Origin of the sequence: Phyllobacterium sp. SB3 (assembly GCF_040009165.1) — a bacterium.
Classification (GTDB): Bacteria; Pseudomonadota; Alphaproteobacteria; order Rhizobiales; family Rhizobiaceae; genus Phyllobacterium.
In genome coordinates this window covers 1-24,474 of the sequence record NZ_JBDYKI010000001.1, presented here as the reverse complement: position 1 = coordinate 24,474, position 24,474 = coordinate 1, and the positions used below count along the sequence as shown (strand labels likewise).

Below are 24,474 nucleotides of genomic sequence, written 5' to 3'. Positions count from 1 at the left end.
GAGGTTGTAGATGTCCACATCGGTTTCGCCACTTGCCCCCAAACATTTTCCTGCAATGCCTGAAATTCATGGTGTCAGGATTGCGACGGCTGAGGCAGGCATAAAATATAAAGGCCGAACCGATGTCGTGATGATGGTTTTTGACAAGCCAGCGGCAGTTGCCGGTGTTTTCACCCGTTCCAAATGTCCCTCAGCGGCGGTGGATTTCTGCCGGGCAAGCCTGAAGGGTGGCTCTGCGCGAGCCGTAATTGTCAATTCGGGTAATGCCAATGCCTTCACCGGCAAAAAAGGGCGCGAGTCCACCAAACTCACTGCTGCCGCCGCTGCCAAGGCCATTGGCTGCAAATCGGGTGAAGTCTTTCTCGCATCCACAGGTGTAATCGGCGAACCGCTGGATGCCGGAAAATTCAGTCATCTGCTGGATGGTATGGCGAAGGACGCTGTTACTGGACGCTGGCAGGATGCGGCCAGTGCAATCATGACCACGGATACATTTCCGAAAGTTGCGACCGAAACAGTGCTGCTGGGCGGCGTGCCGGTGACCATAAATGGTATCGCCAAAGGTGCGGGCATGATCGCGCCGGATATGGCAACCATGCTCTCCTTCGTTGCCACGGATGCGCCCATTGCCGCCGATGTCTTGCAGGAATTGCTCTCGAAGGCGGTGGGCAAGAGTTTCAATTCGGTAACTGTCGACAGCGACACATCGACTTCAGACACTCTGCTGCTTTTCGCAACAGGATCAGCTGCTGAACGCGGCGCGGCGCCTGTGACGAAACTGAAGGACAAGCGCCTCAAGCCTTTTGTGAAGGCTCTGGACAACATTCTGAAGAATCTGGCCTTGCAGGTCGTGCGGGACGGTGAGGGTGCCCGCAAGATGCTGGAGATTACTGTCACGGGCGCAAAATCGGACAAATCGGCCAAGAAGATCGCTCTATCAATTGCAAACTCTCCCCTGGTAAAGACGGCCGCCGCTGGCGAAGACGCCAATTGGGGTCGTATTGTCATGGCAGTAGGTAAAGCAGGTGAACCGGCTGATCGCGACCTGTTGGAAATCTGGTTCGGTGGTATCCGTGTTGCGCGTGAAGGTGAGCGTGACCCGGATTATTCTGAAGCAGCAACATCCGCCTACATGAAGAACGAAGACATCCAGATTCGTGTCGACATTGGGCTTGGCAAAGGCAAGGCTACAGTCTGGACCTGCGATCTGACCAAGGAATATGTAGCGATCAACGGTGACTATCGTAGCTGATGCCGTTCGCTTTAACGCAAGTCAGACAAATCGAGGCTCTGGGTTTTCGCGCCTGGCCAGCTTCCTCCGTGCATTATGACGGTAGCTGGAGCATCCGCATAACGGCAAGTCACCCGTCAAAGCGATTGAACTCGGTCAATCCGCTTGATCCCGGAGATACCGACAATATTGAAGAACGCGTGGCCGCTGCTTCCGAAAGATTTCGGGCGTCAGACCGCACGCCGATATTCCGGCTTTCTCCGCTGGCGCCGCAAAAACTCGAATCATATCTGGAGAAATCCGGGTGGGAACGGTTCGACGAATCGCTGGTGATGGTTGCTGATCTGGCAGATATCGACCTTTCCGATGCACAAGATCAGCAACCTCAGGGAGATATTGGCCGGTTTATAGATGCTTCCCTGCAGGTTCAGGGGGAAACGCCGGAGATGAAACCCGGATTGCTCGACGTGATCAACGCCATAAGACCCGCGAAAGGACTGTTTGCCGTTGATGAAGCAGGTATCCCAGTTTCAACAGCCATCTGCGTCTGTGACGGGGTCATGGCCGGGCTGTTCAGTATCGGTACGGCTCAGGACCAGCGCCGCCGCGGACTTGGCCGCGCCATCGTCAAATCAGCTTTGAAATGGGCGGTCGCGCAAGGTGCTCGCAAGGCATGGCTCCAGGTTGAAGCTGACAATAACGGTGCCATTGCACTTTACCGGTCGATGGGGTTCAGCGAAGCTTATCGATACGCTTACTGGCAGGTAGTTGAACATGACTGAAAACACGCATCCAATGCTGCTGGTGACAGCCTGTGCTCTGGTTGACGGTGACGGCAGGGTACTTCTTACGCAGCGGCCGGAAGGAAAGTCGCTGGCAGGCCTTTGGGAATTTCCCGGAGGGAAAGTAGAGCCGGGCGAAACGCCGGAAGCCAGTCTGATCCGGGAATTGCACGAAGAACTCGGGATTACCGTCAAACCGGACTGCCTCGCACCACTGACTTTTGCCAGCCATACTTATGAGAAATTCCATCTTCTCATGCCATTGTTCATATGCCGGCGATATGAGGGCATACCGCGCTCAATGGAGGGGCAGGCGCTGAAATGGGTGCGTCCAAAGGACATGCGCGATTATCCGATGCCCGAAGCCGATATCCCGCTCATTCCGTTTTTGATCGACCTTCTATAATTTTATGCAACGTTGAGCTGTATTTTGCCCGTTAACTCTAACGGTTAATTGATCCTTCACCTGATTAAGCGACTTTTACGTATTCTTGAGGCGCATTTTTCAGGGTGGGTTATGGCGCGCAAAAACGATTACATCGATGATGATCTGATGCAGACCGGCGGTTTGTCCGGCGCAGCCGGAGGAATCCTGCGGATTACATTGTTGTTTGGTTCTGCGGCTGTAGCGCTTGCACTTGTTATCGCGCCACTTGCCAATCGTGGCAGTCAGGCTGTTGTTGACTATTCGGCAGGGCGCTCGCTGGATGAAATCCAGACCGGGTCCATCAAGAAAGCCGATCCTTCGACCTATACAATCCGCCGCAGTGTGCTTCAAAAGACGCCGGGCTCGGTTTGCGTCATCCAGAGTAACGGTTCGAAAACCGGCGACTGCTAGTCTTTTTCGGCTTCTTTTAAAAAATCAGCAAGCGAAGCCTTGGCAGAGCCCGGCTTTAGCGGTTTCTGTTGCGATTCATGCGCCGCCCAACCCGACATCCAGATGAATGAAAATGTAGCACGAATGCGTCCATCGGGATCGCTGAAACGTTCAGCATAGATTTCTGCCGCCCGCATGAAAAACTGCCGTGTCAGCGGCCTGCGGGAACGCCCGAACAGGCTGTTCTGGACTCCCATTGCGCGCAGGTCGCGCATCAATGCAAAAAGATTGTCGTAACGGACCGTGTAGCTTTCGATATCTGTGACCGGCAAAGTGAAACCTGCCCGTTGCAGCAATCCGCCAACATCACGCACATCGGCAAATGGTGCAACGCGAGGCGATACGCCTCCGCTTATTTCGCTCTCAGCGGCGATCAGGCATTCGCGCAGTTCTGTCAAAGTATTTTCACCGGCCATTGCGCCAAGGAACAACCCGTCCGGTTTCAGCGCGCGCCGAATCTGTAGCAATGTTCCGGGCGTGTCGTTGGTCAGATGCAGGGACAACAGGGAAACGGCAAGATCGACGCTTGCTGATTTAAGCGGAAGTATTTCCTGATTTGCAACAATTGCGGGAAAACGTTTTGTCAGGAGCCGCGTATCGTCTTCGATGCGAATGATTGTCGAAGCTTTGCCGGAACGTTGCAAAGCTTCTGCTGCAAGGTCCGTATGGCTGGCAAGGTCAACTGCAATGTCAAACCGGCGCTCGACGGCAGAGAGACGTTCTTCAAGATCATCGGCGGCACGGGCGAGCAGAAAATCTGCAGAGTTCCCGTGCTGTTTGAGTGCGCGCAGTCGTCTCTCTAGCACTAAAGTTCGATCGAAGACTTGATGCCGATCCATTCCGAATTTCTCTGATGAATGTATAGTTGTCCGGTAAATGCGTCGCTTGGGCATGAATTGCAATGAAAACCATCGGGAAAAATATCCGCGCAGGCCTTGGTGCTTTCGCGCGTGGTGCTGCCCGCGAGTTGTTCGGTGTGCTGTTTCCGCCGGTCTGCGCCGGTTGTGACAAGCATGTGGCCGAGCCGGGTTCCTTGTGCGGGACCTGTTGGTCCAAGGTGAGATTCATTGAGAAACCCTATTGCCCGGTACTCGGAATTCCGTTCAGCCATGATCTTGGCGCTGAAATTCTTTCAGCAGAAGCAATCGCGGATATGCCGCCGTTTGGCCGTGCCCGTTCAGTGGCAATCTATGATGGTGTTATCCGCGACATGGTACACCGGCTGAAATATAATGATCGCACTGATTTGAGCCGCTGGATGGCCGGATGGATGGCGCGGGCGGGCCGTGAACTGATTGATGATTGCGATGTCATTGTCCCCGTACCTTTGCATGCACGGCGTTTCTGGTTGCGCCGCTTCAACCAGTCAGCGGAGCTTGCCCGCTATCTTGCCGGCACCAGCAGAAGGCCTTTCGAGCCTGACGCTCTCAAACGCATCAAGAAGACAAAACAACAGGTGGGGCTTGGCCCGAACGAACGCCGTAGCAACGTTCAGGGTGCGTTTAAGGTGCCGGTGGCGCAGGAGATCAAGGTGAGGGGACGCAATGTCCTTTTGATTGATGATGTCTATACCACCGGGGCAACGGTCAAAGCCGCATCGCGTGCGCTCAAGCGGGCCGGTGCAAAAAATGTGGACGTACTGACCTTTGGACGGGTTATGGGAGACGAATTGTCCGTCTGAACTCGTTTTAGCGCAATGAACGGGTCTTTTCCCATAGGATTTTCACGCCTATATAGGAAGTAAATTGGAGTATCATAATGGTCGATGTAACGATCTATACGCGTAATGGTTGTGGTTATTGTACAGCTGCTGTTAGCCTTCTCAAGAAAAAGGGCGTGGCCTTTGTCGAGCATAACGCAAGTGTAGAACCGAATGCCCGGCAGGAAATGTTGGCCCGTGCCAATGGGCGTACGACATTTCCGCAGGTTTTTATCGGCAAGACGCATGTTGGCGGTTGCGATGACCTTTTCGCCCTTGAAGATCAGCGTCGTCTCGACGGCCTCCTGAAGACTGGCGAACTCGTTTAAGGACGATGCAATGAGTGTATTTCGTGCTGCCGCTATTCAGATGCGCTCGGGTGTCGATCCGCAACGCAATGCCGCTGATCTTGAAGGTTATGTAAAAGAAGCGGTGAGCAAGGGCGCGGTTTATATCCAGACTCCAGAAATGACCGGTGCGTTGCAACGTGATCGTAAGGCGCTTGCCAGCGTCTTGAAGGGCGAGAGCGAGGATATTATCGTTCGCACTGCTTCCGAGCTGGCGGCACAGCACAAGATTCACCTTCATATCGGATCGACGGCTATTGCCCGCGATGATGGCAAGATCGCCAACCGTGCATTCTTCTTCGGGCCTGACGGCAATATCCTGACGCGCTACGACAAGATCCATATGTTTGATGTCGATCTGGACAATGGAGAAAGCTGGCGTGAATCCGCTGTGTATTCGCCGGGCAGCGATACGGTGGTGCTTGACCTGCCATTTGCCAAGCTTGGTCTGGCTATCTGTTACGATGTGAGGTTTCCGCAATTGTTCCGGGCGCAGGCACTGGCCGGGGCATCAGTCATAACCGCGCCCGCCGCGTTCACGCGCCAGACCGGCGAAGCCCACTGGAATGTGTTGCAACGGGCGCGCGCAATCGAGAATGGTGCCTTCATGATTTCCGCTGCACAAGGCGGCGTGCATGAGGATGGCCGCGAAACGTTCGGCCATTCAATCATCGTGGCCCCCTGGGGCGAAGTGCTGGCGGAAGCGGCGCATGCCGATCCGGCTGTCATTGTCGCGGATATTGACCCGGCATTGAGCGCAGCCGCCCGCGCCAAGGTGCCAAACCTGAAGAATGCCCGCCCATTCGGCGTTCTTGTAGAAAATAATGGCGAAAGGACAAGGCTGGACGCTGCGTCATGATTCGGTTTTCACTCCATTGCGACCACGATCACGAGTTTGAGGGCTGGTTCCGCAGCAATGACGACTTCGATTCGCAGGTTGAAAAAGGTCTCGTTACCTGCCCTTCGTGCGGTTCGCATAAAGTCGGCAAAGCTCTCATGGCCCCATCAGTCTCTACCGGCAGACAGAAGGAAAAGATTGCCATTGCCATGAGCCAGATGGCCAAGGAAATGAAGGAAATGGTCAAGAAAGTCCGCGAGAATGCGGATTATGTTGGTACAGAGTTTGCCGAACAGGCCCGCAAGATCCATTTCGGTGAGGCCGAGGCGCGAGGCATTTATGGTGAAGCCACACACGAGGATGTAGAGGCTTTGCTTGAAGACGGCGTGGATGTCATGCCGCTGCCGGTATTCCCGGAAGATCGTAATTGATCTGGATAGACTAAGGTTTATTGTGCAGTGGTCGAATCTGACCGCTTCTGGTGAATTTCCATGAAATTTTTGAACTCTGCACCGCTGTTGCTTCTTCTGACGGGTGCTTTTCTGGGGCTGACACTGCCTTTCGGTAAATTGGCATTCGTCGCTGGTATAAACCCGGCTCTTTGGGCGTTCGTTATTTCAACTGGTGCTGGAACAGTACTCCTGGCTGCATTCCTGCTTATGGGAAAACGACTGCGGATCGATGCGCATATGCTGCGCTACTACCTCATTGCCGCTTTTATCTCCTATGCTGTCCCAAATGTGATGACGCTTTCGGCCATTCCACATCTTGGAGCGGGCTATACGGGCATCATGTACACTTTGTCTCCGGTGTTTACATTGATGCTTTCGATCCTGTTCAAACTGAAACGCCCAAGCCTGCTTGGACTTGTGGGTATATTAGTAGGTTTTATTGGCGCGGTGATCGTCGGTTTCACACGGGGGCAGGTTGGCCAGCCCGCTGAACCGCTCTGGGTTGTGATCGGCCTGCTTATTCCAGTGCTTCTGGCTCTGGGCAATGTCTATCGCACGGTCGACTGGCCAACTGGTGCTGATCCGACAGAACTGGCGGCAGGCAGCCATATCACAACGGCAATCATGCTTGTTCCGGCGATCCTGTTTATGACAGGCGGCTTTCCGGTGGCTCCGCTGGCCAATGTGCCATGGCTGGTATTCGCACAAATTTTGGCTTCGACCTGCATGTTTGCGCTGTATTTTCGCCTGCAGGCCGTTGGCGGTCCGGTTTACCTCAGCCAGATTGGCTATGTCGGTGCAGCGGTAGCACTGCTCGCGGGAACGCTGTTTCTGGGCGAAACATATGGGCTGACAACATGGCTTGGTGCTGCGATCATTACGGTTGGAGTTTTGATGACGACGAAAGCGCAGTTGACCGCAGCAAAGGCGGGGTAGTCCCGAAGCACTGGTTAGGTGATTGAATAAGAATGGCGAACTATTTTACAACCGTTTTGATTTACGGCACTGCAGCCTTAGCGGAAATTGCCGGGTGCTTTGCCTTTTGGAGTTGGCTTCGTATGGGTAACTCCGTTTTGTGGGTTATCCCTGGCGTAGCTTCCCTTATTGCGTTTGCATATCTTCTTACGCTGGCGCCATCGAGTGATGCCGGACGTGCGTATGCCGCGTATGGTGGCGTCTATATTTTCGCATCGTTGCTTTGGCTATGGATCGCGGAAGGTCAACGTCCTGATCGTTGGGATATTACTGGTGGCGTGCTCGCGCTGATTGCTGCTGCAATAATTTTGTTTGCCCCAAGGGCAAGCACAGCATAGCCTGTATTGTTGATTTGGCGTTAGTCTGGTGACTAAGCGCAGTACACGACAGATAAAATTAGTTAAGATGCTCAATGCAGCGGAGACATGGCGGGGTTTCATGCTAATTTGAAGCAATATTTCGTTTAATTATAGTTTCGAATCAAAATATATGCTGTTCGACAGTCATAATTGTATGGTGTATATTGTGAAGGAGCATTGTCGGAGCATAGTAAGTGACAGAGTTATTTCGAGTTCGCCGCTCCAATCTCAAGGCTATCGTGGTCTCTTCTTTGACAGTTGGGATCATTGTATTCGCTGCTGCCATGTTCGGTATATTAAGCAGGCCTGCCGGAAGCCTCGCAGCGATTTGGCCAGCAAATGCCGTACTTTTGGGTGTAATGGTCCGCTTTCCCAAGCTTTCGTCAGTGTGGGGCTGGCTATCTGCCTGTGCGGGTTTTCTTTTCGCTGACTTTGTGACGGGTGGTCAGTTACGCCTGACATTTTGGCTGACTGCCGCAAATATGGCTGGGGCACTAACAGGATACACATTGTTCCAGTTCCTGTCAGTTGAGAATCAACGACTCAGGCGCCCGCTTTCTGTCCTGTATTTTTTTGGGATTGCTACCTTATCGGCAATTGTTGCTTCGCTGACCGGAGGCGGAGCCGCCAGGATTGTATTCGATCAGGAGTTCCGGGTGGGATTTGAATTCTGGTTCGTTACAGAGTTGGTAAATACGATTATATTTCTGCCAGTTATCCTCACCATGCCCTTAGTAAAAATACCGAAGGTTTTACCCGCGTTGGTGTTGCGGATGCCTGGCGCAAGGTCTGTGCCTTTAGTCTTTTTGCTTTTCTCGGCAGCTGCATCTGCAATAGTTGCAGGCCCCGGCGCCATAGCCTTTCCCGTACCCGCCTTGATATGGTCAGCCCTGACATATCGTCTTTTCTTCACTGCGATATTGACTCTCCTTACATGCAGTTGGCTTCTCATCTGCATCACAGCGGTTCCTGTAAATTTTCCTAATGCAGGTTTCATATTGCAGGCGACCAGTTCGGCTCGCTTGGGAATATCGCTTATTGCGCTGGGTCCTCTAACAATTGCCAGCGTCATGGCAGCGCGCGACGAATTGATGTCCGAGCTATCACGTCTTGCCAATCACGATATGCTGACAGGTGTGCTGTCCAGAAGCGCTTTTTTTGATAGAGGCAGCAGTATTCTGGCCGCATGTCGGCAACGCGGTGAACCGTTGGCGGCTTTAATGATCGATATTGACCATTTCAAACAGGTAAATGACCAATATGGCCATGCAGCAGGAGATAAAACCCTTGTCGAGTTTGCAAATCTTGTTGCTGTTGAACTAAGGAGCAATGATGTGTTTGGCCGTATGGGCGGGGAAGAGTTTGCGGTCCTGCTCCCATTTACCACGATGGACGACGCTTTGACGGTTGCAGATCGAGTTCGAACCAGAATCGAAATGCAGTTGTCTGGCAAAGTGAATAGCAGTTTAAAAATAACAATAAGCGGCGGGCTGGCAAGCAGTAAGGACGGCCCGCCTGGCGATCTGGATGCGATCCTGCTTCGTGCGGACAAAGCGCTCTATGATGCAAAGAACAATGGACGCAATCGCATCGTGGTTTCGAAGGGAACTGTTCTGGCTTAGAGGTAAAGAGTGTGCCTCGGCGCTATGGCCGTACAGCCAGAACCATGTAATTCACGTCTGTATCGGTTGAGCGGTTCCAGCTGTCGGCAAATGGATTATATGTTACGCCGACTTTCTCGGTAACTGTCAGACCTGCTGCGCCGAGTGCAGCTTCCAGCTCTTCCGGACGCACCAGCTTTTCATACTGATGGGTGCCGCGCGGCAGCCAGCGCAATACATATTCTGCACCGAAGATTGCAAGCCCAAGAGCTTTCAGTGTGCGGTTGATCGTTGCAACGAAGGTCATGCCACCCGGCTTGACCATCTGCGAACAGGCGGACATATAGAGGTCAACGTCGGCAACGTGTTCGACGACTTCCATGTTCAGGACAACATCGAACTTTTCACCGGCTTCCGCCAGAGCTTCGGCTGTCGTTGCACGATAATCTATGTCCAGCCCGCTCTGGGCAGCGTGGATTTTTGCAACTTCAATATTGGTTTCGCCGGCATCGGCACCAACAACCGTCGCGCCAAGACGCGCCATGGGTTCGCAAAGCAGTCCGCCGCCGCAGCCAATATCGAGAAAACGGAGACCCTTGAACGGCTGTGGACTGTTTGGATCGAGATTGTAGTGGGCGCAGACCTTTTCCTTGATATAGGCAAGGCGCGTCGGATTGAATTTGTGCAATGGGCGGAATTTGCCTTGAGGGTTCCACCATTCCGCAGCCATGCGTGAAAAACGCTCGACTTCTGCAACATCAATTGTACTGCGTTCTGCCTGGGCCATTGCCTTGTCCTTTGCTATCCCTATCGAGTGGCCCTTTCGGGCAAAAAATGTCAAGGTGCAAATCGTCCCGTGTTCTTGCAGTTATGTCATAATTTGGTTATGGGAAGCCGCATTCAACTGGCGCGGAACTTGTTCATTCGACTGGTTCTCTTCCAATATAATTTCAGGCCTTTCCAGAACGGTAATTCCCATGGCTCGCATTGTGATGAAATTCGGTGGCACTTCGGTGGCCGATATCGACCGCATCCGTAATGTGGCCCGGCATGTCAAACGTGAAGTCGATGCCGGCCACGAAGTAGCAGTCGTCGTCTCGGCCATGGCAGGAAAAACCAATGAGCTTGTGGCCTGGACCCGTCAGTCTTCGCCAATGCATGATGCGCGCGAATATGATGCGATTGTTGCTTCGGGCGAGCAGGTAACCGCAGGCTTGCTGGCAATTGCCTTGCAGGCGATGGGGGTTCATGCACGCTCATGGCAGGGCTGGCAGATACCGATCAAGACAGACAATGCTCATGGCGCGGCCCGTATCACCGATATTGATGGCTCATTTCTGATTGAACGTTTCAAGGAAGGTCAGGTTGCGGTTATTGCTGGGTTCCAGGGGATTGGCCCGGATAACCGCATTTCAACGCTCGGGCGCGGTGGCTCGGATACCAGCGCTGTGGCCATTGCGGCGGCCGTCAAAGCAGACCGCTGCGATATCTATACGGATGTCGATGGTGTTTACACCACCGATCCCCGTGTTGAGCCCAAGGCACGCCGCCTTTCCCGTATCTCGTTCGAAGAAATGCTGGAAATGGCATCTCTCGGCGCGAAAGTCTTGCAGGTCCGCTCTGTCGAGCTTGCCATGGTGCACAAAGTGCGCACATTTGTCAGGTCCAGTTTTGAAGACCCCGATGCGCCGGGCATGGGTGATCTGATCAATCCGCCCGGTACTCTTATTTGCGACGAGGAAGAAATCGTGGAACAGCAGGTTGTGACAGGAATTGCCTATGCCAAGGACGAAGCGCAGATATCGCTGCGCCGCGTAGCGGATCGGCCGGGTATTTCGGCTGGTATTTTCGGCCCGCTTGCTGAGGCCCACATCAATGTCGACATGATCGTGCAGAATGTGTCGGAAGATGGCACCAAGACGGACATGACCTTTACAGTGCCTTCCGGTGATCTGGACAAGGCTCTGGTCGTGCTGGAGAAGGTCAAGTCGGAAATCGGCTGTGATATTATTCAGTCGGAGGCGGGCATGGTCAAAGTCTCGGTGATTGGTATCGGCATGCGCAGTCACGCGGGCGTTGCAGCAACGGCTTTCCGGGCTTTGGCCGACAAGGGCATCAACATTCGTGCCATCACGACTTCGGAAATCAAGATTTCCATTCTAATCGATGGCCCGTATGCGGAACTTGCCGTGCGCACTTTGCATTCTGTCTACGGTCTGGATAAGCATTGACATAAGAGATTCTGTTTGCCGGTATTTTTGTCGGCTGACATGATCTACAGATCACATTGGCGAGGTCATCCCGGCCTTGCCAATAATTGCTATGGAGCAAATGGTGCCAACGCCGCAGACAACCGGCCCTCGTGTCATGCTGAAGCGGCTCCGCGAATTGATGGCGGAGGCTCTTGAGCCACAGGAGAGGCTTGACCGTATCGTTCGCGATATTGCGCAGAACATGGTTGCGGAAGTGTGCTCGTTTTACGTGTTGCGCTCCGATGGCGTACTCGAACTTTATGCTACAGAAGGTCTGAATCCATCTGCCGTCCATTTGGCGCAATTGCGTCTTGGGCAAGGTCTTGTCGGTACGATTGCCGCGAGTGCGCGCCCGCTCAATCTTACCGATGCGCAGACCCATCCGGCCTTCGCCTATCTGCCGGAAACGGGGGAAGAGATTTACAACTCGTTCCTTGGTGTGCCGATTCTGCGTGCAGGGCGCACACTTGGCGTTCTCGTTGTTCAGAACAAGACAAAGCGCGTTTATCGCGAGGACGAGATAGAGGCGCTTGAAACCACGGCCATGGTTCTGGCGGAAATGGTTGCAGCTGGTAGCCTTACCCGGCTGGCGCGTCCCGGTGTCGAACTCGATATGGGCAAGCCGATGAGCTTTGCCGGCAGCGCCTTCAATGACGGGGTTGGCCTCGGTCATGTCGTGCTGCATGAGCCTCGTATTGTTGTTACCAATCTGTTCAATGAAGACATCGATACCGAAATCGACCGGCTTGAAAGCTCGCTTGGGTCATTGCGGGTTTCCATTGATGACATGCTGTCGCGCCGCGATGTGGCGTTTGAAGGTGAACATCGGGAAGTGCTGGAAGCCTACCGCATGTTTGCTCACGATAATGGTTGGGTGCGGCGTCTTGAAGAGGCAATCCGTAACGGCCTGACAGCAGAAGCAGCCGTCGAGAAAGTGCAAAGCGATACGCGCGCACGCATGATGCATCTGACTGACCCCTATATGCGCGAACGGCTGAGCGATTTCGATGATCTTGCCAACCGCCTGTTGCGCCAGTTAATGGGGCGCGACGTGAAGACCATGGCCGGGTCACTGGCCAAGGACGCGATTATCGTTGCCCGCTCCATGGGCGCGGCGGAGTTGCTGGATTACCCACGGGAACGCCTGCGTGGCCTCGTGCTGGAAGATGGCGCTGCGACGAGCCATGTGGTGATCGTTGCCCGGGCCATGGGTATTCCCGTTGCCGGACAGGTCAAGGGCGTTGTGTCCATGGCCGAAAACAATGATGCGATCATTGTCGATGGCGATGATGGCAAAGTGCATCTGCGTCCCCAATCGGACGTGGAGGCGGCCTATTCCGAAAAGGTCAAGTTCCGCGCCAAGCGTCAGGCGCTTTATCGCGAATTGCGTGACCGTCCGTCTGTCACCAAAGACGGCGTGCCAATCACCTTGCTGATGAATGCCGGGCTTTTGGTGGATTTGCCGCAACTCGTCGAAGCGGGTGCTGCCGGGATCGGGCTGTTCCGTACTGAGTTGCAATTCATGGTCGCCTCAACTTTCCCGAGAGCGGAGCAGCAGGAGCGGCTTTATCGTTCGGTCCTTGAAGCTGCAGGCGACAAGCCGGTGACGTTCCGCACGCTCGATATTGGCGGTGACAAGGTGCTGCCGTACTTCCGCAGCGAGACCAATGAGGAAAACCCGGCATTGGGCTGGCGGGCGATTCGCCTGACGCTTGATCGCCCGGGACTGCTGCGCACGCAGGTTCGCGCGCTCTTGAAGGCCGCTGGAGGGCGGGAGCTTCGGCTCATGCTGCCAATGGTTACCGAAATTGCGGAAGTGCGTAAAGCGAGTGAGTTGATCAATCGTGAAGTGCAGCACTTGTCACGTTTCGCGCATAATCTGCCGACGCGGGTAAAGATTGGCGCAATGGTGGAAGTGCCGTCACTGCTGTGGCAGCTTGATGAGTTGATGTCCGTCGTGGATTTCGTCTCTGTCGGCTCGAACGATCTGTTCCAGTTCGTCATGGCGGTGGATCGTGGCAATTCGATCATCACCAATCGCTTCGATAATCTTTCGGTGCCGTTTTTGCGCGTGCTCCGGCAGATCGTTGAAGCGGGCATACGCAACAACACGGACGTCACCCTTTGCGGCGAAATGGCTGGAAGGCCTATTTCCGCGCTGGCTCTGCTTGGTCTCGGGTTCCGCTCGATCTCGATGTCACCCGCTTCCATCGGCCCAATAAAGGCTATGCTTGGTTCTCTCGATGTGAACGAGCTGAGTGCTCAGCTGGTCGATGCCATGGACAATCGCGGCGATCCCGTTTCTTTGCGCCCGATCCTGACCAAGTTTGCAGAGCAGGCAGGCATATCACTGTGAGGCTAATCTGATGTCTATTCCGCAGGATCGTATGGATCAGCTGCTGAAGCGTTTTTCAATGATGGAAACGCAGATGGCGAGCAATCCCGATTCCGAAACATATGTGAAGCTCGCGTCGGAATATTCCGAGCTCGAGCCGGTGGTGTTCAAGATACGTGACTTCCTTGCCGCCCGCAGCGAAGCCGCTGATCTTCAGGCAATGCTGGATGACGCATCCACTGATCGCGATATGCGCGAACTCGCCGAGGTGGAATTGCCGGAAATCGAAGAGCGTATCGAAGTTCTGGAGCAGGATATACAGGTTCTTCTCCTGCCAAAGGATGTTGCGGACGAGCGCAACGCCATCCTCGAAATTCGTGCGGGTACGGGTGGCTCGGAAGCGGCGCTCTTCGGCGGCGATCTTTTCCGCATGTATGAGCGCTACGCTTCTGCCAATGGCTGGCGGGTTGAACTCATATCGGCAAGTGATGGTGAAGCGGGCGGTTACAAGGAAGTCATCGCCATGGTTTCGGGCAAGGGCGTGTTCGCCAAGCTCAAATTCGAATCCGGTGTTCATCGCGTTCAGCGCGTTCCGGATACGGAAGCCAGCGGGCGCATTCACACATCGGCCGCGACGGTGGCCGTTCTGCCGGAAGCCGAGGAAATCGACATCGAGATTCGCCCCGATGATATCCGTATCGATACGATGCGCGCGTCTGGCTCAGGCGGACAGCACGTCAATACAACGGACTCCGCTGTTCGTATCACGCACATTCCATCCGGAATTGTCGTGGTGCAGGCGGAAAAATCGCAGCATCAAAACCGCGCCCGCGCCATGCAGGTGCTGCGTTCGCGTCTGTTCGATATGCAGCGGCAAAAGGCTGACAGTGAACGCTCTGAAGCTCGCCGCAGCCAGGTCGGTTCAGGTGACCGTTCAGAACGCATTCGTACCTATAATTTTCCGCAAGGCCGGGTAACCGACCACCGGATCAACCTCACACTCTATAAGCTGGACCGCATCATGGAAGGCGATCTGGACGAGTTGATTGGTGCGTTGATTTCCGATTATCAGACAGCTTTGCTGGCGCAGATGAATGACGGATTCTGATCGTAGCCGACATTTGGCGGACGTACTGCGGCAGACCCGAGCCTCTCTTGCGGAAGCGGGAATTGAATCTGCCGATATTGACGCACGTCTCTTGGTTGAGTGGGTTACTGGCTGCGACCAGCTGGAAGTAATCCGTAATCCGAATCGGATGATTGAAGTGGACCGGCGGGAGCTTCTTGGCGCGGTACTCGCCCGCCGAATCAATGGCGAATCGGTACATCGCATTATCGGGAAGCGTGCATTCTTCGGAATTGAACTGGGACTTTCCACAGAAACGCTTGAGCCGCGTCCGGACACCGAAGCCTTGGTCGAATTGGCTTTGCCGTTTCTGCAAAAGCGGATTTCGACATATGGCGTTGCCGACATCGTAGACCTTGGCACAGGTACCGGCGCTATCGCCCTTGCATTGCTGGATCAGCTACAGCAACTGCGCGCGGTAGGTGTCGATATATCGGCCGATGCTCTTGCCACGTCGCGCGAGAATGCCATCGCCGCCGGTGTCTCCTTGCGCTTCGCAGCGCTCTTGTCGAATTGGTTTTCAGAGCTAACTTGTTCATTTGACATGATTATTTCCAACCCTCCCTATATTCCGACGGATGATATCGCGCATCTGCAACGGGAGGTTGTCCTACATGATCCTGTCCGGGCACTGGATGGCGGGATGGATGGCCTTGATCCATATCGCATCATTGCTTCCAATGCTCGGCGCTATCTTCTCTCGGGTGGAGCGGTCGCGCTGGAAATCGGGGCAGGACAGCGGGCGGATATAGAGGCGATTTTCCGGCGTGAGAATTTTGTTCTCAATGACGTGAAGAAAGATTTTGGCGGGCATGAACGTGCGCTTTTGTTCACAACAAAAGAAAAATAATGAAAAAAGGCTTGGAATTTGCGGAGAAGACCGCTAGTTTCCGGTTACCGCTCGAAACCGAACAACTCTGGTTCTGCCTATCAAGTTGATTGATACGCAAATTTATGAGGGTTTGCTTTCTCCCAACGTTTGTTTTGGAGGAATGTTTTTTGCGGTAGCACAAAAGTTTTATGAACTTTGGATGCGATTGAAGCGCGGGGCGCGCTTCAGATCGGCACTTGAGAAGCGAAGCTTTTTGACTCGAAATGTTGAGCAAATGAGCGCCCCTGATTTTCTGAAAAGAGATAAGTATGAGGCCAGTACAGCAGAATAGGCGCATGCGCGGACGCGGTAACAACAATAACCGCAGCAAAGGTCCTAACCCACTTTCCCGTAATTACGAGAGCAACGGTCCCGACGTTAAAATTCGGGGAAATGCTCAACACGTAGCAGAAAAATACACGACCCTTGCCCGTGATGCACAGAGCGCAGGTGATCGTGTGATGGCTGAAAATTATCTTCAGCACGCAGAACATTACAATCGTATCATTCTTGCCGCCCAAGCTGCGGCACCTGTCCAGTATCAGCGTGATGATCGCGATGATCAGGAGCAGGATGAAGAAAATAATTACGACGACGACGGTAACAATGTCGGCAATAATGATCAGGAGTTCCAGGAACGTCCTGAACGGCAAGAGCGCCCCGAACGACAGGAACGTCAAGAGCGGCAGGACAGGCCTGAGCGTCAGGATCGCCAAGATCGCCAGCCGCGGCAGGATCGCCCGGAACGGCAGGACCGTTCAGATCGTCGTGAGCGCCCTGAACGCGTAATGCACCAGCCGATTAATGGCAGCGGTCCGCAACCGGTTATCGAAGGTACACCAGCAGAAGTTGCCTACGATGATGATACCGTTAGCCAGCGCCAACCGCAGGCACAGCGTGTTCAAGCCCCGGCAGTAGAAGCAGTCAGTGCAACCACGCCGGAAGAAACTGACGATGCCAAGCCGGCAGTTCGCCGTTCACCACGTGGCCGCAGACCTGCTCGTCCACGTGCGACTGAGGAAGCTGGTGTTACAGCAAGTGCACCGGAAGCCGCAAACGACCTTTCGCCAGCAAGTATTGTTGCGGAAGTCAAAAAGCGTCGCGCTGCAGTCGAATCCGACGTTTGATCTGATTTGAAATGAATTATGCGCCACCCGCGGGGAAACCTGCGGGTGGCGTTTTTGTTATTTTTATTAAGTGTGCACTTGTGCAAGGGCATTGGTGCAGTGCGTGGTTCGCCCTTCGACAAGCTCAGGAGGGCTCACCATGAGGGAGGTCGTGTCTGGCAGAAGGTCAGAATTTGCAACGGTGACAACCTTTCGTGCAATCCACAATCTTCCTCATGGTGAGCCCCGTCGAACCACGCACGACAATCATGCTGAAATAAATCAGAAAACTTATCCAACAGCTTTGGAGCTGATTTATTCTTTGCGTGTCCTTCCCGCGGGGAACTGCTTCCGGAGCCGTTCGAAGTTGGGGAAGGATGGGCGCCTCCGATGGCGCGTTACGGACCCGTTGTCCGGGGAAGTTCTGTCCAAGGGTTCCCCTGCCGTTACTAGGAACGGCGCGTGCTGGACGAGCACTTTAAGGGGCGTCGGCGACCAAGGGCATGCCGCAAATGGCGTGCCTGATGCAGCCGGAGCCCCCCAAGCGGAACGGGCAGATGACAAAATCGCCGGACGGGCGGTCCTCGGATCGCATAATTTATCTACCAAGACGCGCTTCGATGACCGCCCGTCTTTCCCCACCCATCAACAGCCAGACGCAAAAAGCGGGCGTGGCAAAGGGGAAGCATATCATGTTAGGTTTCACGTCGAACAAGCGTCATAAAAGCAGAAAATGCGGCCTTGTACGTTGGGGATAATATTCCCATATCTGCATCGAGCGAATGGATCTGCCTCGTTGCAGGGGGTCCGTCACCAACACACCGCACAATGCCGATTTCGGGTTGTCCGGTAAAAGGAGACAAGAATGAACATTGAAAAGTACACGGAACGGGTTCGCGGCTTCATTCAGGCTGCACAGACTTTTGCACTCTCATCAAACAATCAGCAGTTTACTCCAGAACACCTTCTGAAAGTTCTGGTCGATGATGAAGAGGGTCTTGCCGCATCTCTCATTGAGAGAGCCGGTGGACGTATAGCGGATGTGCGCCTCGGTCTGCAGGCCGCACTTGATGCCTTGCCAAAAGTCACAGGTGGAAATGGTCAACTTTATCTTGCCCAGCCGCTGGCCAAGGTTTTTGCTACTGCCGAAGAAGTTGCGCAGAAGGCAGGAGACAGTTTTGTTACTGTCGAACGGCTGCTTACGGCCATGGCTATCGAAAAGTCATCCAAGACGTCAGAAATATTGAGTCGCGCTGGCGTTACTGCCGCCGGACTTAATGCGGTCATCAACGATATCCGCAAAGGACGTACAGCAGACTCTGCTTCCGCCGAGAACAGCTATGATGCATTGAAAAAATATGCACGCGACCTGACCGCAGATGCGCGGGCCGGTAAACTTGACCCCGTTATCGGGCGTGATGATGAAATCCGCCGGACCATTCAGGTTCTCTCACGCCGTACCAAAAACAATCCTGTTCTCATCGGTGAACCCGGTGTCGGCAAGACTGCGATTGCGGAAGGTCTTGCCTTGCGTATCGTCAATGGCGACGTGCCGGAATCTTTGAAAGACAAGCAATTAATGGCCCTTGATATGGGTTCGCTGATAGCTGGCGCAAAATATCGCGGTGAATTTGAAGAGCGGCTTAAAGGCGTGCTCTCCGAAGTGACGTCAGCCAATGGCGATATCATCCTGTTCATCGACGAGATGCATACGCTTGTCGGCGCTGGCAAAAGCGAAGGTGCGATGGATGCGTCGAACCTCTTGAAGCCGGCCCTTGCCCGCGGTGAACTCCACTGCGTTGGTGCGACGACGCTTGATGAATATCGCAAGCATGTTGAAAAGGACCCGGCCCTTGCACGGCGTTTCCAGCCTGTGTTCGTCGATGAGCCAACTGTCGAGGACACGATCTCGATCCTCCGTGGTCTGAAGGAAAAGTACGAGCAACATCACAAAGTCCGGATTTCCGATTCGGCGCTTGTAGCTGCTGCCACTCTTTCAAATCGCTATATCACTGATCGATTCCTGCCGGATAAAGCTATCGATCTGATTGATGAAGGCGCTGCGCGCCTTCGTATGCAGGTGGATTCCAAGCCTGAAGAACTGGATGAAATCGACCGGCGCATCATGCAGCTGAAGATCGAACGCGAAGCCTTGAAGGTCGAGACAGATAATGCGTCGCGTGACCGGCTTGAGCGATTGGAAAAGGAGCTTGTTGACCTCGAAGAGCAATCAACAGCGATCACCAATACCTGGCAGGCGGAAAAACAGAAGCTTGGTTTGGCAGCCGATCTCAAGCGTCAACTCGACGATGCACGCAATGCATTGGCGTCTGCACAGCGCAATGGTGAATTCCAGAAGGCAGGTGAGCTTGCATATGGCACTATTCCGCAACTGGAAAAGCAGTTGACGGAGTCGGAAAAGAATGACGGTTCGACCTCTATGGTCGAGGAAATCGTCACTCCTGATCATATTGCACAGGTCGTTTCCCGCTGGACGGGCATTCCCGTTGATCGGATGCTTGAAGGCGAACGCGACAAACTGCTTCGCATGGAAGATGAGCTCGCCAAGCGGGTTGTCGGACAGGGCGAAGCTGTGCAGGCGGTATCGAGAGCAGTGCGCCGAGCCCGTGCGGGATTGCAGGACCCGAACCGGCCTATCGGCTCGTTCATTTTCCTTGGACCGACAGGCGTGGGTAAAACCGAGCTGACAAAAGCTTTGGCTTCTTTCCTGTTCTCCGATGAAACGGCGATGGTTCGTCTCGATATGTCGGAATATATGGAGAAGCATTCCGTTGCTCGTCTGATCGGAGCGCCTCCCGGTTATGTTGGTTATGAGGAAGGTGGAGCCTTGACCGAAGCAGTTCGGCGGCGCCCCTATCAGGTGATTCTCTTCGACGAAATCGAAAAGGCGCATCCTGATGTATTCAATGTGCTGTTGCAGGTTCTTGACGATGGACGCCTGACTGATGGTCAGGGCCGTACGGTCGACTTCCGCAACACGCTGATCATCATGACGTCCAATCTTGGCGCGGAATATCTCGTCTCGTTGGGTGAGGATCAGGATGTTGAAGAGGTTCGCGATGATGTGATGAATGTGGTGAAAGCCTCGTTCAGGCCCGAATTCCTCAATCGTGTCGATGAAGTTATCTTGTTCCATCGTTTGAAGCGTAAGGAAATGGGAACAATCGTTGCCATTCAGTTGCAGCGTTTGCAGTCGCTTTTGGCAGATCGCAAGATTGTCCTGAAGATTGACGACGATGCTACAAACTGGCTTGCCGATAAGGGGTATGATCCTGCTTATGGTGCACGTCCGTTGAAGCGTGTTATTCAGAAGCAGGTGCAGGACCCGCTTGCCGAGAAAATCCTGCTTGGTGAAATATTGGATGGGTCAACAGTGAAAATTACGTCAGGTTCGGATCGACTTAACTTCAAGGCTGCGAAAGCGGGCCCTGTTGTCGAAAGCGATGAAGCTGCGTAACGAAATACATCGAAACAAAGAAAATGGCTGCCATCAGGCGGCCATTTTCATGTCTTGTTCATCCAGTAAATGCGACGATCACTTAAAAGCATTAACCATAAAAACATCAAAACGCGTCATTTTATGATTAATGATCAGTTATTGGCAGTTCCGGCAGCGCCGGACTGCATCAAAGAGTTGGAAATCGGAAGCTCAGGCATGGCGTTTTACCGTGGTCCGTTGATGAAAATTCTGCTCGCTACCACAGCGGGCATTATTGGTTTTGGCTCTGTCGCAGTAGCAGAGACAGTTACTGCGTCTGTTTATCAGCAAAAATCTTTCGAAGTCGCACAATTGTTTGAACCACAGGAACGCCGCCCGCGCCGCGAATCCTTCCGGTCCTATTTTGATGAGTACGGCCGCCGGGTGACTGTGGATCGCCGCGGTCGGATTGTGTCGGTCGAAGAACCGCAGAACGACCAGTATGGCGAGAACCCGGATTATTTTCCGGAGGCACCGCAAGATCCATACGATACCGGCGCAATTTCCAATGACCCTTATGGTGGACGGGACCCGGTTCCGTCGGAACAGGATTATGGAAATATCTCGCGCGAGCCATTGCCGCCAGCCAATGGCGAGCTGGATTTACAGCCATCCGATCCTTTTGATCCGAATTTCCCGTCCGATGGGCTGAGTAACGCTCCTCAGGAGCAAATCCCCGCTCATCCCAATCCGGCTCCCACTGTTGAGTTGCCCAAGGGGCAGGGTGCTAAGGCGAAGATCGCTGCTATTCAGGTCCTGCTTGACCGGATCGGGGTGTCGCCGGGTGTTATTGATGGCCATAAGGGCGGGAACGTCGATAAAGCTGTTGCTGCTTTTGAAGAAATGACGGGCCAGCAGTTCGATCCGCTTAATGAAGAAGGTATCAACGCGTCGCTTGAGCAGACCGGCGGTCCGGCTTTCACGCCCTATACCATTTCATCGGAGGATGCCGCCTATCCTTATGTCGCGTCCATTCCGGAGGATTATGCGCACAAGGCCCAGCTGGAGCGGATGGCGTTTACCTCGGTGACGGAGTTGCTGGCAGAACGATTCCATATGGATGAAAACTATCTCAAAGAGATCAATCCGGGCATCGATTTCAATACACCAGGCGTAACCATTCAGGTTGCCAATACCGGACAGAGTGCCGGTGGAGCAGTAACGAAGATTATTGCCGACAAGGGGCGTAAACAGGTGCGTGGTTACAATACCGAGGGCAGGCTGGTTGTGGCCTATCCGGCAACAATCGGCTCGACGGACACGCCTTCGCCTTCCGGGACTGTGCAGGTTGAGCGCATCGCACTCAATCCAAATTATACGTACAACCCAAAGCTGAATTTCAAGCAGGGCGAGAATGATAAGGTGCTGACGATCCCGCCAGGGCCGAATGGTCCGGTTGGGACAGTCTGGATTGCCTTATCGAAGCCCACTTACGGTATTCACGGGACGCCCGAGCCTTCCAAGATCGGCAAGACCAACAGTCACGGTTGCGTTCGGCTGACCAATTGGGATGCGACCGAGCTGTCGAAGCTGGTTCAAAAGGGCGTGACCGTCGAGTTTCACGAATAAGCGTCAGCCGCTGGCCGCAACCTTGGTCGGCGGCGTTCCATCATCCTGGATGAGCTGATCGATTCTCTCGCGCTCGCGTTTAAACGCGACAAGGTCTTCACCGCGCAACTCACCGCCACTTGGCAGGCGTATCCGCATCGGATCGACTTTTGAGCCATTGACGATGACTTCATAGTGCAGATGCGGACCGGTAGAGAGGCCAGTCGAACCGACGTAACCAATAACTTGGCCCTGCCGAACTTTTGCGCCCGGAGCTACGCCGCTGGCAATGGCATTTTGGTGCGAATAACTGCTTTCATAACCATTGGAATGACGGATCAAAGTCTGATTGCCATAACCATTGGTCCAGCCTGCCCGCTCGACAACACCATTACCCGAGGCAATAATGGCTGTCCCACGAGGCGCTGACCAGTCAACACCGGTATGCATGCGCGAATAACCCAGCAGCGGGTGCCGGCGCATGCCAAAGGGTGAGCGGAATACACCATTTGGAACGGGCTTGCGGAGAAGGAACTGTTTCGAACTCTTCCCGTTCTCATCGTAATAATCCGTGGTGCCGTCATCACCGTGGAATCGGTAGAACTTTTTCAAATCTCCACCGAAGTTGGCGGCGACATAGAGAATTTCAGACTGCTCGTCTGCCTTCTCGGAACCTGTTGGCAGCGAAAACAATGCTTCCAACTGGTCGGTGGGCAATAGTTGGGCCTGGAAATCAACATCAGAGGCCAGCATCTTGATCAGCTGCTGGATCATTGTGTCGGTCATGCCATAAGCAAGACCCGCTCTATAAATGCCGTCATAAACAGTTGGAAGATCTTCAGCTCGGCGCATAGGCGGAGGATTATCGTCAAATGCAACCTGAAGGCCGGGAGTCATTTCCGGCTCATCTGCCGGTACGTATTGCTCACGATCATTCAGTGCGATCGTAAGGATGTGAGTGGAGCGGTTATAAATGCTGGCGCGGATGATCTGATCAGTGTTGTTCTCTGACTCGATACCGAGCCGCAATACACTTCCAGCTTTCAAACGTGTGGAATTAAGAAGCTTCGAGATTGCGTCTGCCATGCCCGCGGCATCGCTGCCTTCATAACCTGCATCACTGAGCGCAGTTAGAATATCATTATCGCGGCGGAAAGGAATCAGCTCTTCGGAATAGCCGGCACTTACAGCGTCCTCGGCCAGTCGCGGCGATACGCTGACATTCTCCTGAATGATTTTCACTGCAAGCGGGCTTCGCAGATTATAGGGGTCTTCATCCGAGCCGAAGCGCAATGGATCCACATAATGGAGTGAGGCAACTTGAATGGCACCGTCGGAGAGTAGCGCACCAGTATTGCGGACGACTTCTTCAACGTCATCGACGCTCAAATCGTCCGAAGGGTCGTATTGAGCCGTTGCCAACGGGAAATCCAGTGTTCGTAAGCTGACTTCGCTCTCCACCTTGGCGCCATAGATAAGGCCGGTTCGTGGAACTGGATCTGTATTGGCGTTCGCTTCGGCAAAAACATTCAAGGGATTGAATGAAGGATACCTGCGATTGGTATTGTGAACGTCGGCAAGTGATATGTGAACCAGCTCGAACGGCATAGTTCGGATTACATCGCGCTCGCCTTCCTTAAACATCGTCGATACGTCAAGACGTCTGCGATCGCGATTCTTCTGAACAGGGGTCGTTGCCGCTACGCGCGCACCCTTCACCACATCGCTGTTATTGGCGCTCGGCATTGAATTGCGCGCCATAAGCTCTGGCGGTGTAGCCAATTGTTCCCGTCCGTCGAGAGCAGCAAAAAGCGCGACGCCAATGAGCATGCTCGATGTGATGCCGGTCAAAAAAGTACCGGCAAGCCATCGTGCCGAAACCTCACGCCGATCTGGCGGGCCACGGCGTCCGTCTGTAATCAGCGGAGGCTCATTGCCCGGATCGATCAGAGAATGCCCCTCATACTCATTCATACGATTACGTGTCGAACCTGTCGCCATTTATAAATTTTAGGCTTTACGAGATGATAAGCGTATCGGCCATTTGGCCCCGCCTTGGTATTTCATGCGGTCGCAGTTTTGCCCCCGTAAGATCGCTGTGTCAACGCGGTGCGTCCTTAACTTCTTATTGTATGGACAGGTATCGCATGGTGGAGGAGCGCTATGGTGCAAATCGGGCATGTTTGTGACCCTCCTATTTATCCACAGGTCTATGGCCGGATTTACGGGCTTTTAGAGTGAGTCAAAGGCCGCTATAAAAACTCTGTCACATTTTTCACAATAACTTCAAAATCGGTGTTGACAGTTTTGATGAGTGGGGTCTATATACCGACACAACGAGGGCGGGGCGCCGCTGGCGATTGCCGAATGCGCCCATAAGCCAGGCGGTTTTATTGACTGCGATCGTTGACGGAATTAGAGAGCGTTTTGATGTTTCTCTTTGCGGATCGGGCAGTGATGCCTGGTTTGTTTTTCCGGTTTTGTTGGTTGGGTTTGTGCCTGACTGGTGGGGCTGGGTTGATATTTGGGCGGTGATCTGATCATGGCCGGTTCTTTGAAAATTGCATACAGAAGAA

Annotated in this window: 22 protein-coding genes; 18 read left to right on the top strand and 4 right to left on the bottom strand. The window is 53.7% G+C overall.

The window, feature by feature from the left end:
- Nucleotides 1-10 precede the first annotated feature (10 nt).
- The 4 genes from argJ to ABKW30_RS00095 all read left to right on the top strand — a co-directional run bounded on the left by argJ (nucleotide 11) and on the right by ABKW30_RS00095 (nucleotide 2,851).
- Nucleotides 11-1,252 (top strand): bifunctional glutamate N-acetyltransferase/amino-acid acetyltransferase ArgJ, encoded by a 1,242-nt coding sequence (gene argJ, locus ABKW30_RS00110; protein ID WP_348595987.1) that lies wholly within the window; start codon nucleotides 11-13, stop codon nucleotides 1,250-1,252.
- Nucleotides 1,252-2,013: a GNAT family N-acetyltransferase gene (locus ABKW30_RS00105; protein ID WP_348595986.1), complete on the top strand. Its 762-nt coding sequence runs from the start codon at nucleotides 1,252-1,254 to the stop codon at nucleotides 2,011-2,013. Before argJ ends, ABKW30_RS00105 begins: the two co-directional genes overlap by 1 nt.
- The gene (locus tag ABKW30_RS00100) at nucleotides 2,006-2,419 is read left to right on the top strand and encodes a (deoxy)nucleoside triphosphate pyrophosphohydrolase (protein ID WP_348595985.1); all 414 of its coding nucleotides are present in this window, start codon (nucleotides 2,006-2,008) and stop codon (nucleotides 2,417-2,419) included. The genes ABKW30_RS00105 and ABKW30_RS00100 overlap by 8 nt, the downstream gene beginning before the upstream one ends.
- 111 nt (nucleotides 2,420-2,530) lie before the next feature.
- Entirely contained in the window at nucleotides 2,531-2,851 is a 321-nt protein-coding gene (locus tag ABKW30_RS00095; RefSeq protein WP_348595984.1) for a hypothetical protein, read from the top strand.
- On the opposite strand, the gene ABKW30_RS00090 is transcribed toward ABKW30_RS00095, so the two are convergent.
- On the bottom strand, nucleotides 2,848-3,729 hold the full coding sequence (locus ABKW30_RS00090; protein ID WP_348595983.1) for a methyltransferase domain-containing protein: 882 nt from the start codon (nucleotides 3,727-3,729) through the stop codon (nucleotides 2,848-2,850). The genes ABKW30_RS00095 and ABKW30_RS00090 overlap by 4 nt on opposite strands.
- 62 nt (nucleotides 3,730-3,791) lie before the next feature.
- On the opposite strand from ABKW30_RS00090, the gene ABKW30_RS00085 reads away from it, so the two are divergent.
- From ABKW30_RS00085 to ABKW30_RS00055, 7 genes are all read left to right on the top strand, one after another.
- Entirely contained in the window at nucleotides 3,792-4,571 is a 780-nt protein-coding gene (locus tag ABKW30_RS00085; protein WP_348595981.1) for a ComF family protein, read from the top strand.
- 77 nt (nucleotides 4,572-4,648) lie between these two features.
- Nucleotides 4,649-4,918 (top strand): glutaredoxin 3, encoded by a 270-nt coding sequence (gene grxC / locus ABKW30_RS00080; RefSeq protein ID WP_348595980.1) that lies wholly within the window; start codon nucleotides 4,649-4,651, stop codon nucleotides 4,916-4,918.
- Between the two features lie 10 nt (nucleotides 4,919-4,928).
- On the top strand, nucleotides 4,929-5,795 hold the full coding sequence (locus tag ABKW30_RS00075) for a carbon-nitrogen hydrolase family protein (RefSeq protein WP_348595979.1): 867 nt from the start codon (nucleotides 4,929-4,931) through the stop codon (nucleotides 5,793-5,795).
- Entirely contained in the window at nucleotides 5,792-6,205 is a 414-nt protein-coding gene (locus ABKW30_RS00070; protein WP_348595978.1) for a DUF1178 family protein, read from the top strand. The genes ABKW30_RS00075 and ABKW30_RS00070 overlap by 4 nt, the downstream gene beginning before the upstream one ends.
- 60 nt (nucleotides 6,206-6,265) lie before the next feature.
- A complete protein-coding gene (locus ABKW30_RS00065; protein WP_348595977.1) occupies nucleotides 6,266-7,162 on the top strand; it encodes a DMT family transporter in 897 nt (298 codons plus the stop codon).
- 32 nt (nucleotides 7,163-7,194) lie between these two features.
- Entirely contained in the window at nucleotides 7,195-7,539 is a 345-nt protein-coding gene (locus tag ABKW30_RS00060) for a YnfA family protein (RefSeq protein ID WP_348595976.1), read from the top strand.
- 215 nt (nucleotides 7,540-7,754) lie between these two features.
- Nucleotides 7,755-9,182: a diguanylate cyclase gene (locus ABKW30_RS00055; protein WP_348595975.1), complete on the top strand. Its 1,428-nt coding sequence runs from the start codon at nucleotides 7,755-7,757 to the stop codon at nucleotides 9,180-9,182.
- Nucleotides 9,183-9,204: 22 nt separating this feature from the next.
- Here the strand turns inward: ABKW30_RS00055 and ubiG are convergent, their stop codons facing one another.
- Nucleotides 9,205-9,948, bottom strand: coding sequence for a bifunctional 2-polyprenyl-6-hydroxyphenol methylase/3-demethylubiquinol 3-O-methyltransferase UbiG (gene ubiG, locus ABKW30_RS00050; RefSeq protein WP_348595974.1), 744 nt, complete (start codon nucleotides 9,946-9,948; stop codon nucleotides 9,205-9,207).
- A gap of 190 nt (nucleotides 9,949-10,138) precedes the next feature.
- On the opposite strand from ubiG, the gene ABKW30_RS00045 reads away from it, so the two are divergent.
- From ABKW30_RS00045 to ABKW30_RS00015, 7 genes are all read left to right on the top strand, one after another.
- Nucleotides 10,139-11,392 (top strand): aspartate kinase, encoded by a 1,254-nt coding sequence (locus ABKW30_RS00045; RefSeq protein WP_348595973.1) that lies wholly within the window; start codon nucleotides 10,139-10,141, stop codon nucleotides 11,390-11,392.
- Between the two features lie 100 nt (nucleotides 11,393-11,492).
- A complete protein-coding gene (ptsP, locus tag ABKW30_RS00040; protein ID WP_348595972.1) occupies nucleotides 11,493-13,769 on the top strand; it encodes a phosphoenolpyruvate--protein phosphotransferase in 2,277 nt (758 codons plus the stop codon).
- Nucleotides 13,770-13,776: 7 nt separating this feature from the next.
- Nucleotides 13,777-14,856, top strand: a complete 1,080-nt coding sequence (prfA, locus tag ABKW30_RS00035; RefSeq protein ID WP_348597541.1) for a peptide chain release factor 1 — start codon at nucleotides 13,777-13,779, stop codon at nucleotides 14,854-14,856.
- Nucleotides 14,843-15,724 carry a peptide chain release factor N(5)-glutamine methyltransferase gene (gene prmC / locus ABKW30_RS00030; RefSeq protein WP_348595971.1) on the top strand — a complete coding sequence of 294 codons (882 nt, stop codon included), beginning with the start codon at nucleotides 14,843-14,845 and terminating at the stop codon, nucleotides 15,722-15,724. The genes prfA and prmC overlap by 14 nt, the downstream gene beginning before the upstream one ends.
- 317 nt (nucleotides 15,725-16,041) lie before the next feature.
- Nucleotides 16,042-16,872 carry a DUF4167 domain-containing protein gene (locus ABKW30_RS00025; RefSeq protein WP_348595970.1) on the top strand — a complete coding sequence of 277 codons (831 nt, stop codon included), beginning with the start codon at nucleotides 16,042-16,044 and terminating at the stop codon, nucleotides 16,870-16,872.
- 844 nt (nucleotides 16,873-17,716) lie between these two features.
- Nucleotides 17,717-20,329, top strand: a complete 2,613-nt coding sequence (gene clpB, locus ABKW30_RS00020; RefSeq protein WP_348595969.1) for an ATP-dependent chaperone ClpB — start codon at nucleotides 17,717-17,719, stop codon at nucleotides 20,327-20,329.
- A 198-nt stretch (nucleotides 20,330-20,527) separates the two neighbouring features.
- Nucleotides 20,528-21,919 carry a L,D-transpeptidase gene (locus ABKW30_RS00015; protein ID WP_348595968.1) on the top strand — a complete coding sequence of 464 codons (1,392 nt, stop codon included), beginning with the start codon at nucleotides 20,528-20,530 and terminating at the stop codon, nucleotides 21,917-21,919.
- A gap of 3 nt (nucleotides 21,920-21,922) precedes the next feature.
- Here ABKW30_RS00015 and ABKW30_RS00010 read toward each other — a convergent pair whose 3' ends face one another.
- Entirely contained in the window at nucleotides 21,923-23,899 is a 1,977-nt protein-coding gene (locus tag ABKW30_RS00010) for a M23 family metallopeptidase (protein ID WP_348595966.1), read from the bottom strand.
- A 274-nt stretch (nucleotides 23,900-24,173) separates the two neighbouring features.
- The coding region (locus tag ABKW30_RS00005; protein ID WP_348595965.1) for a hypothetical protein at nucleotides 24,174-24,474 on the bottom strand (301 nt) is incomplete at its 5' end.

Bases quoted from the DNA above. Each gene is read 5' to 3' on its own strand.
- ABKW30_RS00025 (WP_348595970.1), top strand. From the start codon at position 16,042: ATGCGCGGACGCGGTAACAACAATAACCGCAGCAAAGGTCCTAACCCA.
- ABKW30_RS00095 (WP_348595984.1), top strand. From the start codon at position 2,531: ATGGCGCGCAAAAACGATTACATCGATGATGATCTGATGCAGACCGGC.
- prmC (WP_348595971.1), top strand. From the start codon at position 14,843: ATGACGGATTCTGATCGTAGCCGACATTTGGCGGACGTACTGCGGCAG.
- ABKW30_RS00075 (WP_348595979.1), top strand. From the start codon at position 4,929: ATGAGTGTATTTCGTGCTGCCGCTATTCAGATGCGCTCGGGTGTCGAT.
- ABKW30_RS00060 (WP_348595976.1), top strand. From the start codon at position 7,195: ATGGCGAACTATTTTACAACCGTTTTGATTTACGGCACTGCAGCCTTA.
- ABKW30_RS00015 (WP_348595968.1), top strand. From the start codon at position 20,528: ATGGCGTTTTACCGTGGTCCGTTGATGAAAATTCTGCTCGCTACCACA.
- grxC (WP_348595980.1), top strand. From the start codon at position 4,649: ATGGTCGATGTAACGATCTATACGCGTAATGGTTGTGGTTATTGTACA.
- ABKW30_RS00010 (WP_348595966.1), bottom strand. From the start codon at position 23,899: ATGGCGACAGGTTCGACACGTAATCGTATGAATGAGTATGAGGGGCAT.
- ABKW30_RS00045 (WP_348595973.1), top strand. From the start codon at position 10,139: ATGGCTCGCATTGTGATGAAATTCGGTGGCACTTCGGTGGCCGATATC.
- ABKW30_RS00090 (WP_348595983.1), bottom strand. From the start codon at position 3,729: ATGGATCGGCATCAAGTCTTCGATCGAACTTTAGTGCTAGAGAGACGA.
- ABKW30_RS00070 (WP_348595978.1), top strand. From the start codon at position 5,792: ATGATTCGGTTTTCACTCCATTGCGACCACGATCACGAGTTTGAGGGC.
- ubiG (WP_348595974.1), bottom strand. From the start codon at position 9,948: ATGGCCCAGGCAGAACGCAGTACAATTGATGTTGCAGAAGTCGAGCGT.
- ABKW30_RS00105 (WP_348595986.1), top strand. From the start codon at position 1,252: ATGCCGTTCGCTTTAACGCAAGTCAGACAAATCGAGGCTCTGGGTTTT.
- ABKW30_RS00065 (WP_348595977.1), top strand. From the start codon at position 6,266: ATGAAATTTTTGAACTCTGCACCGCTGTTGCTTCTTCTGACGGGTGCT.
- clpB (WP_348595969.1), top strand. From the start codon at position 17,717: ATGAACATTGAAAAGTACACGGAACGGGTTCGCGGCTTCATTCAGGCT.
- ABKW30_RS00085 (WP_348595981.1), top strand. From the start codon at position 3,792: ATGAAAACCATCGGGAAAAATATCCGCGCAGGCCTTGGTGCTTTCGCG.
- ABKW30_RS00100 (WP_348595985.1), top strand. From the start codon at position 2,006: ATGACTGAAAACACGCATCCAATGCTGCTGGTGACAGCCTGTGCTCTG.
- ptsP (WP_348595972.1), top strand. From the start codon at position 11,493: ATGGTGCCAACGCCGCAGACAACCGGCCCTCGTGTCATGCTGAAGCGG.
- argJ (WP_348595987.1), top strand. From the start codon at position 11: ATGTCCACATCGGTTTCGCCACTTGCCCCCAAACATTTTCCTGCAATG.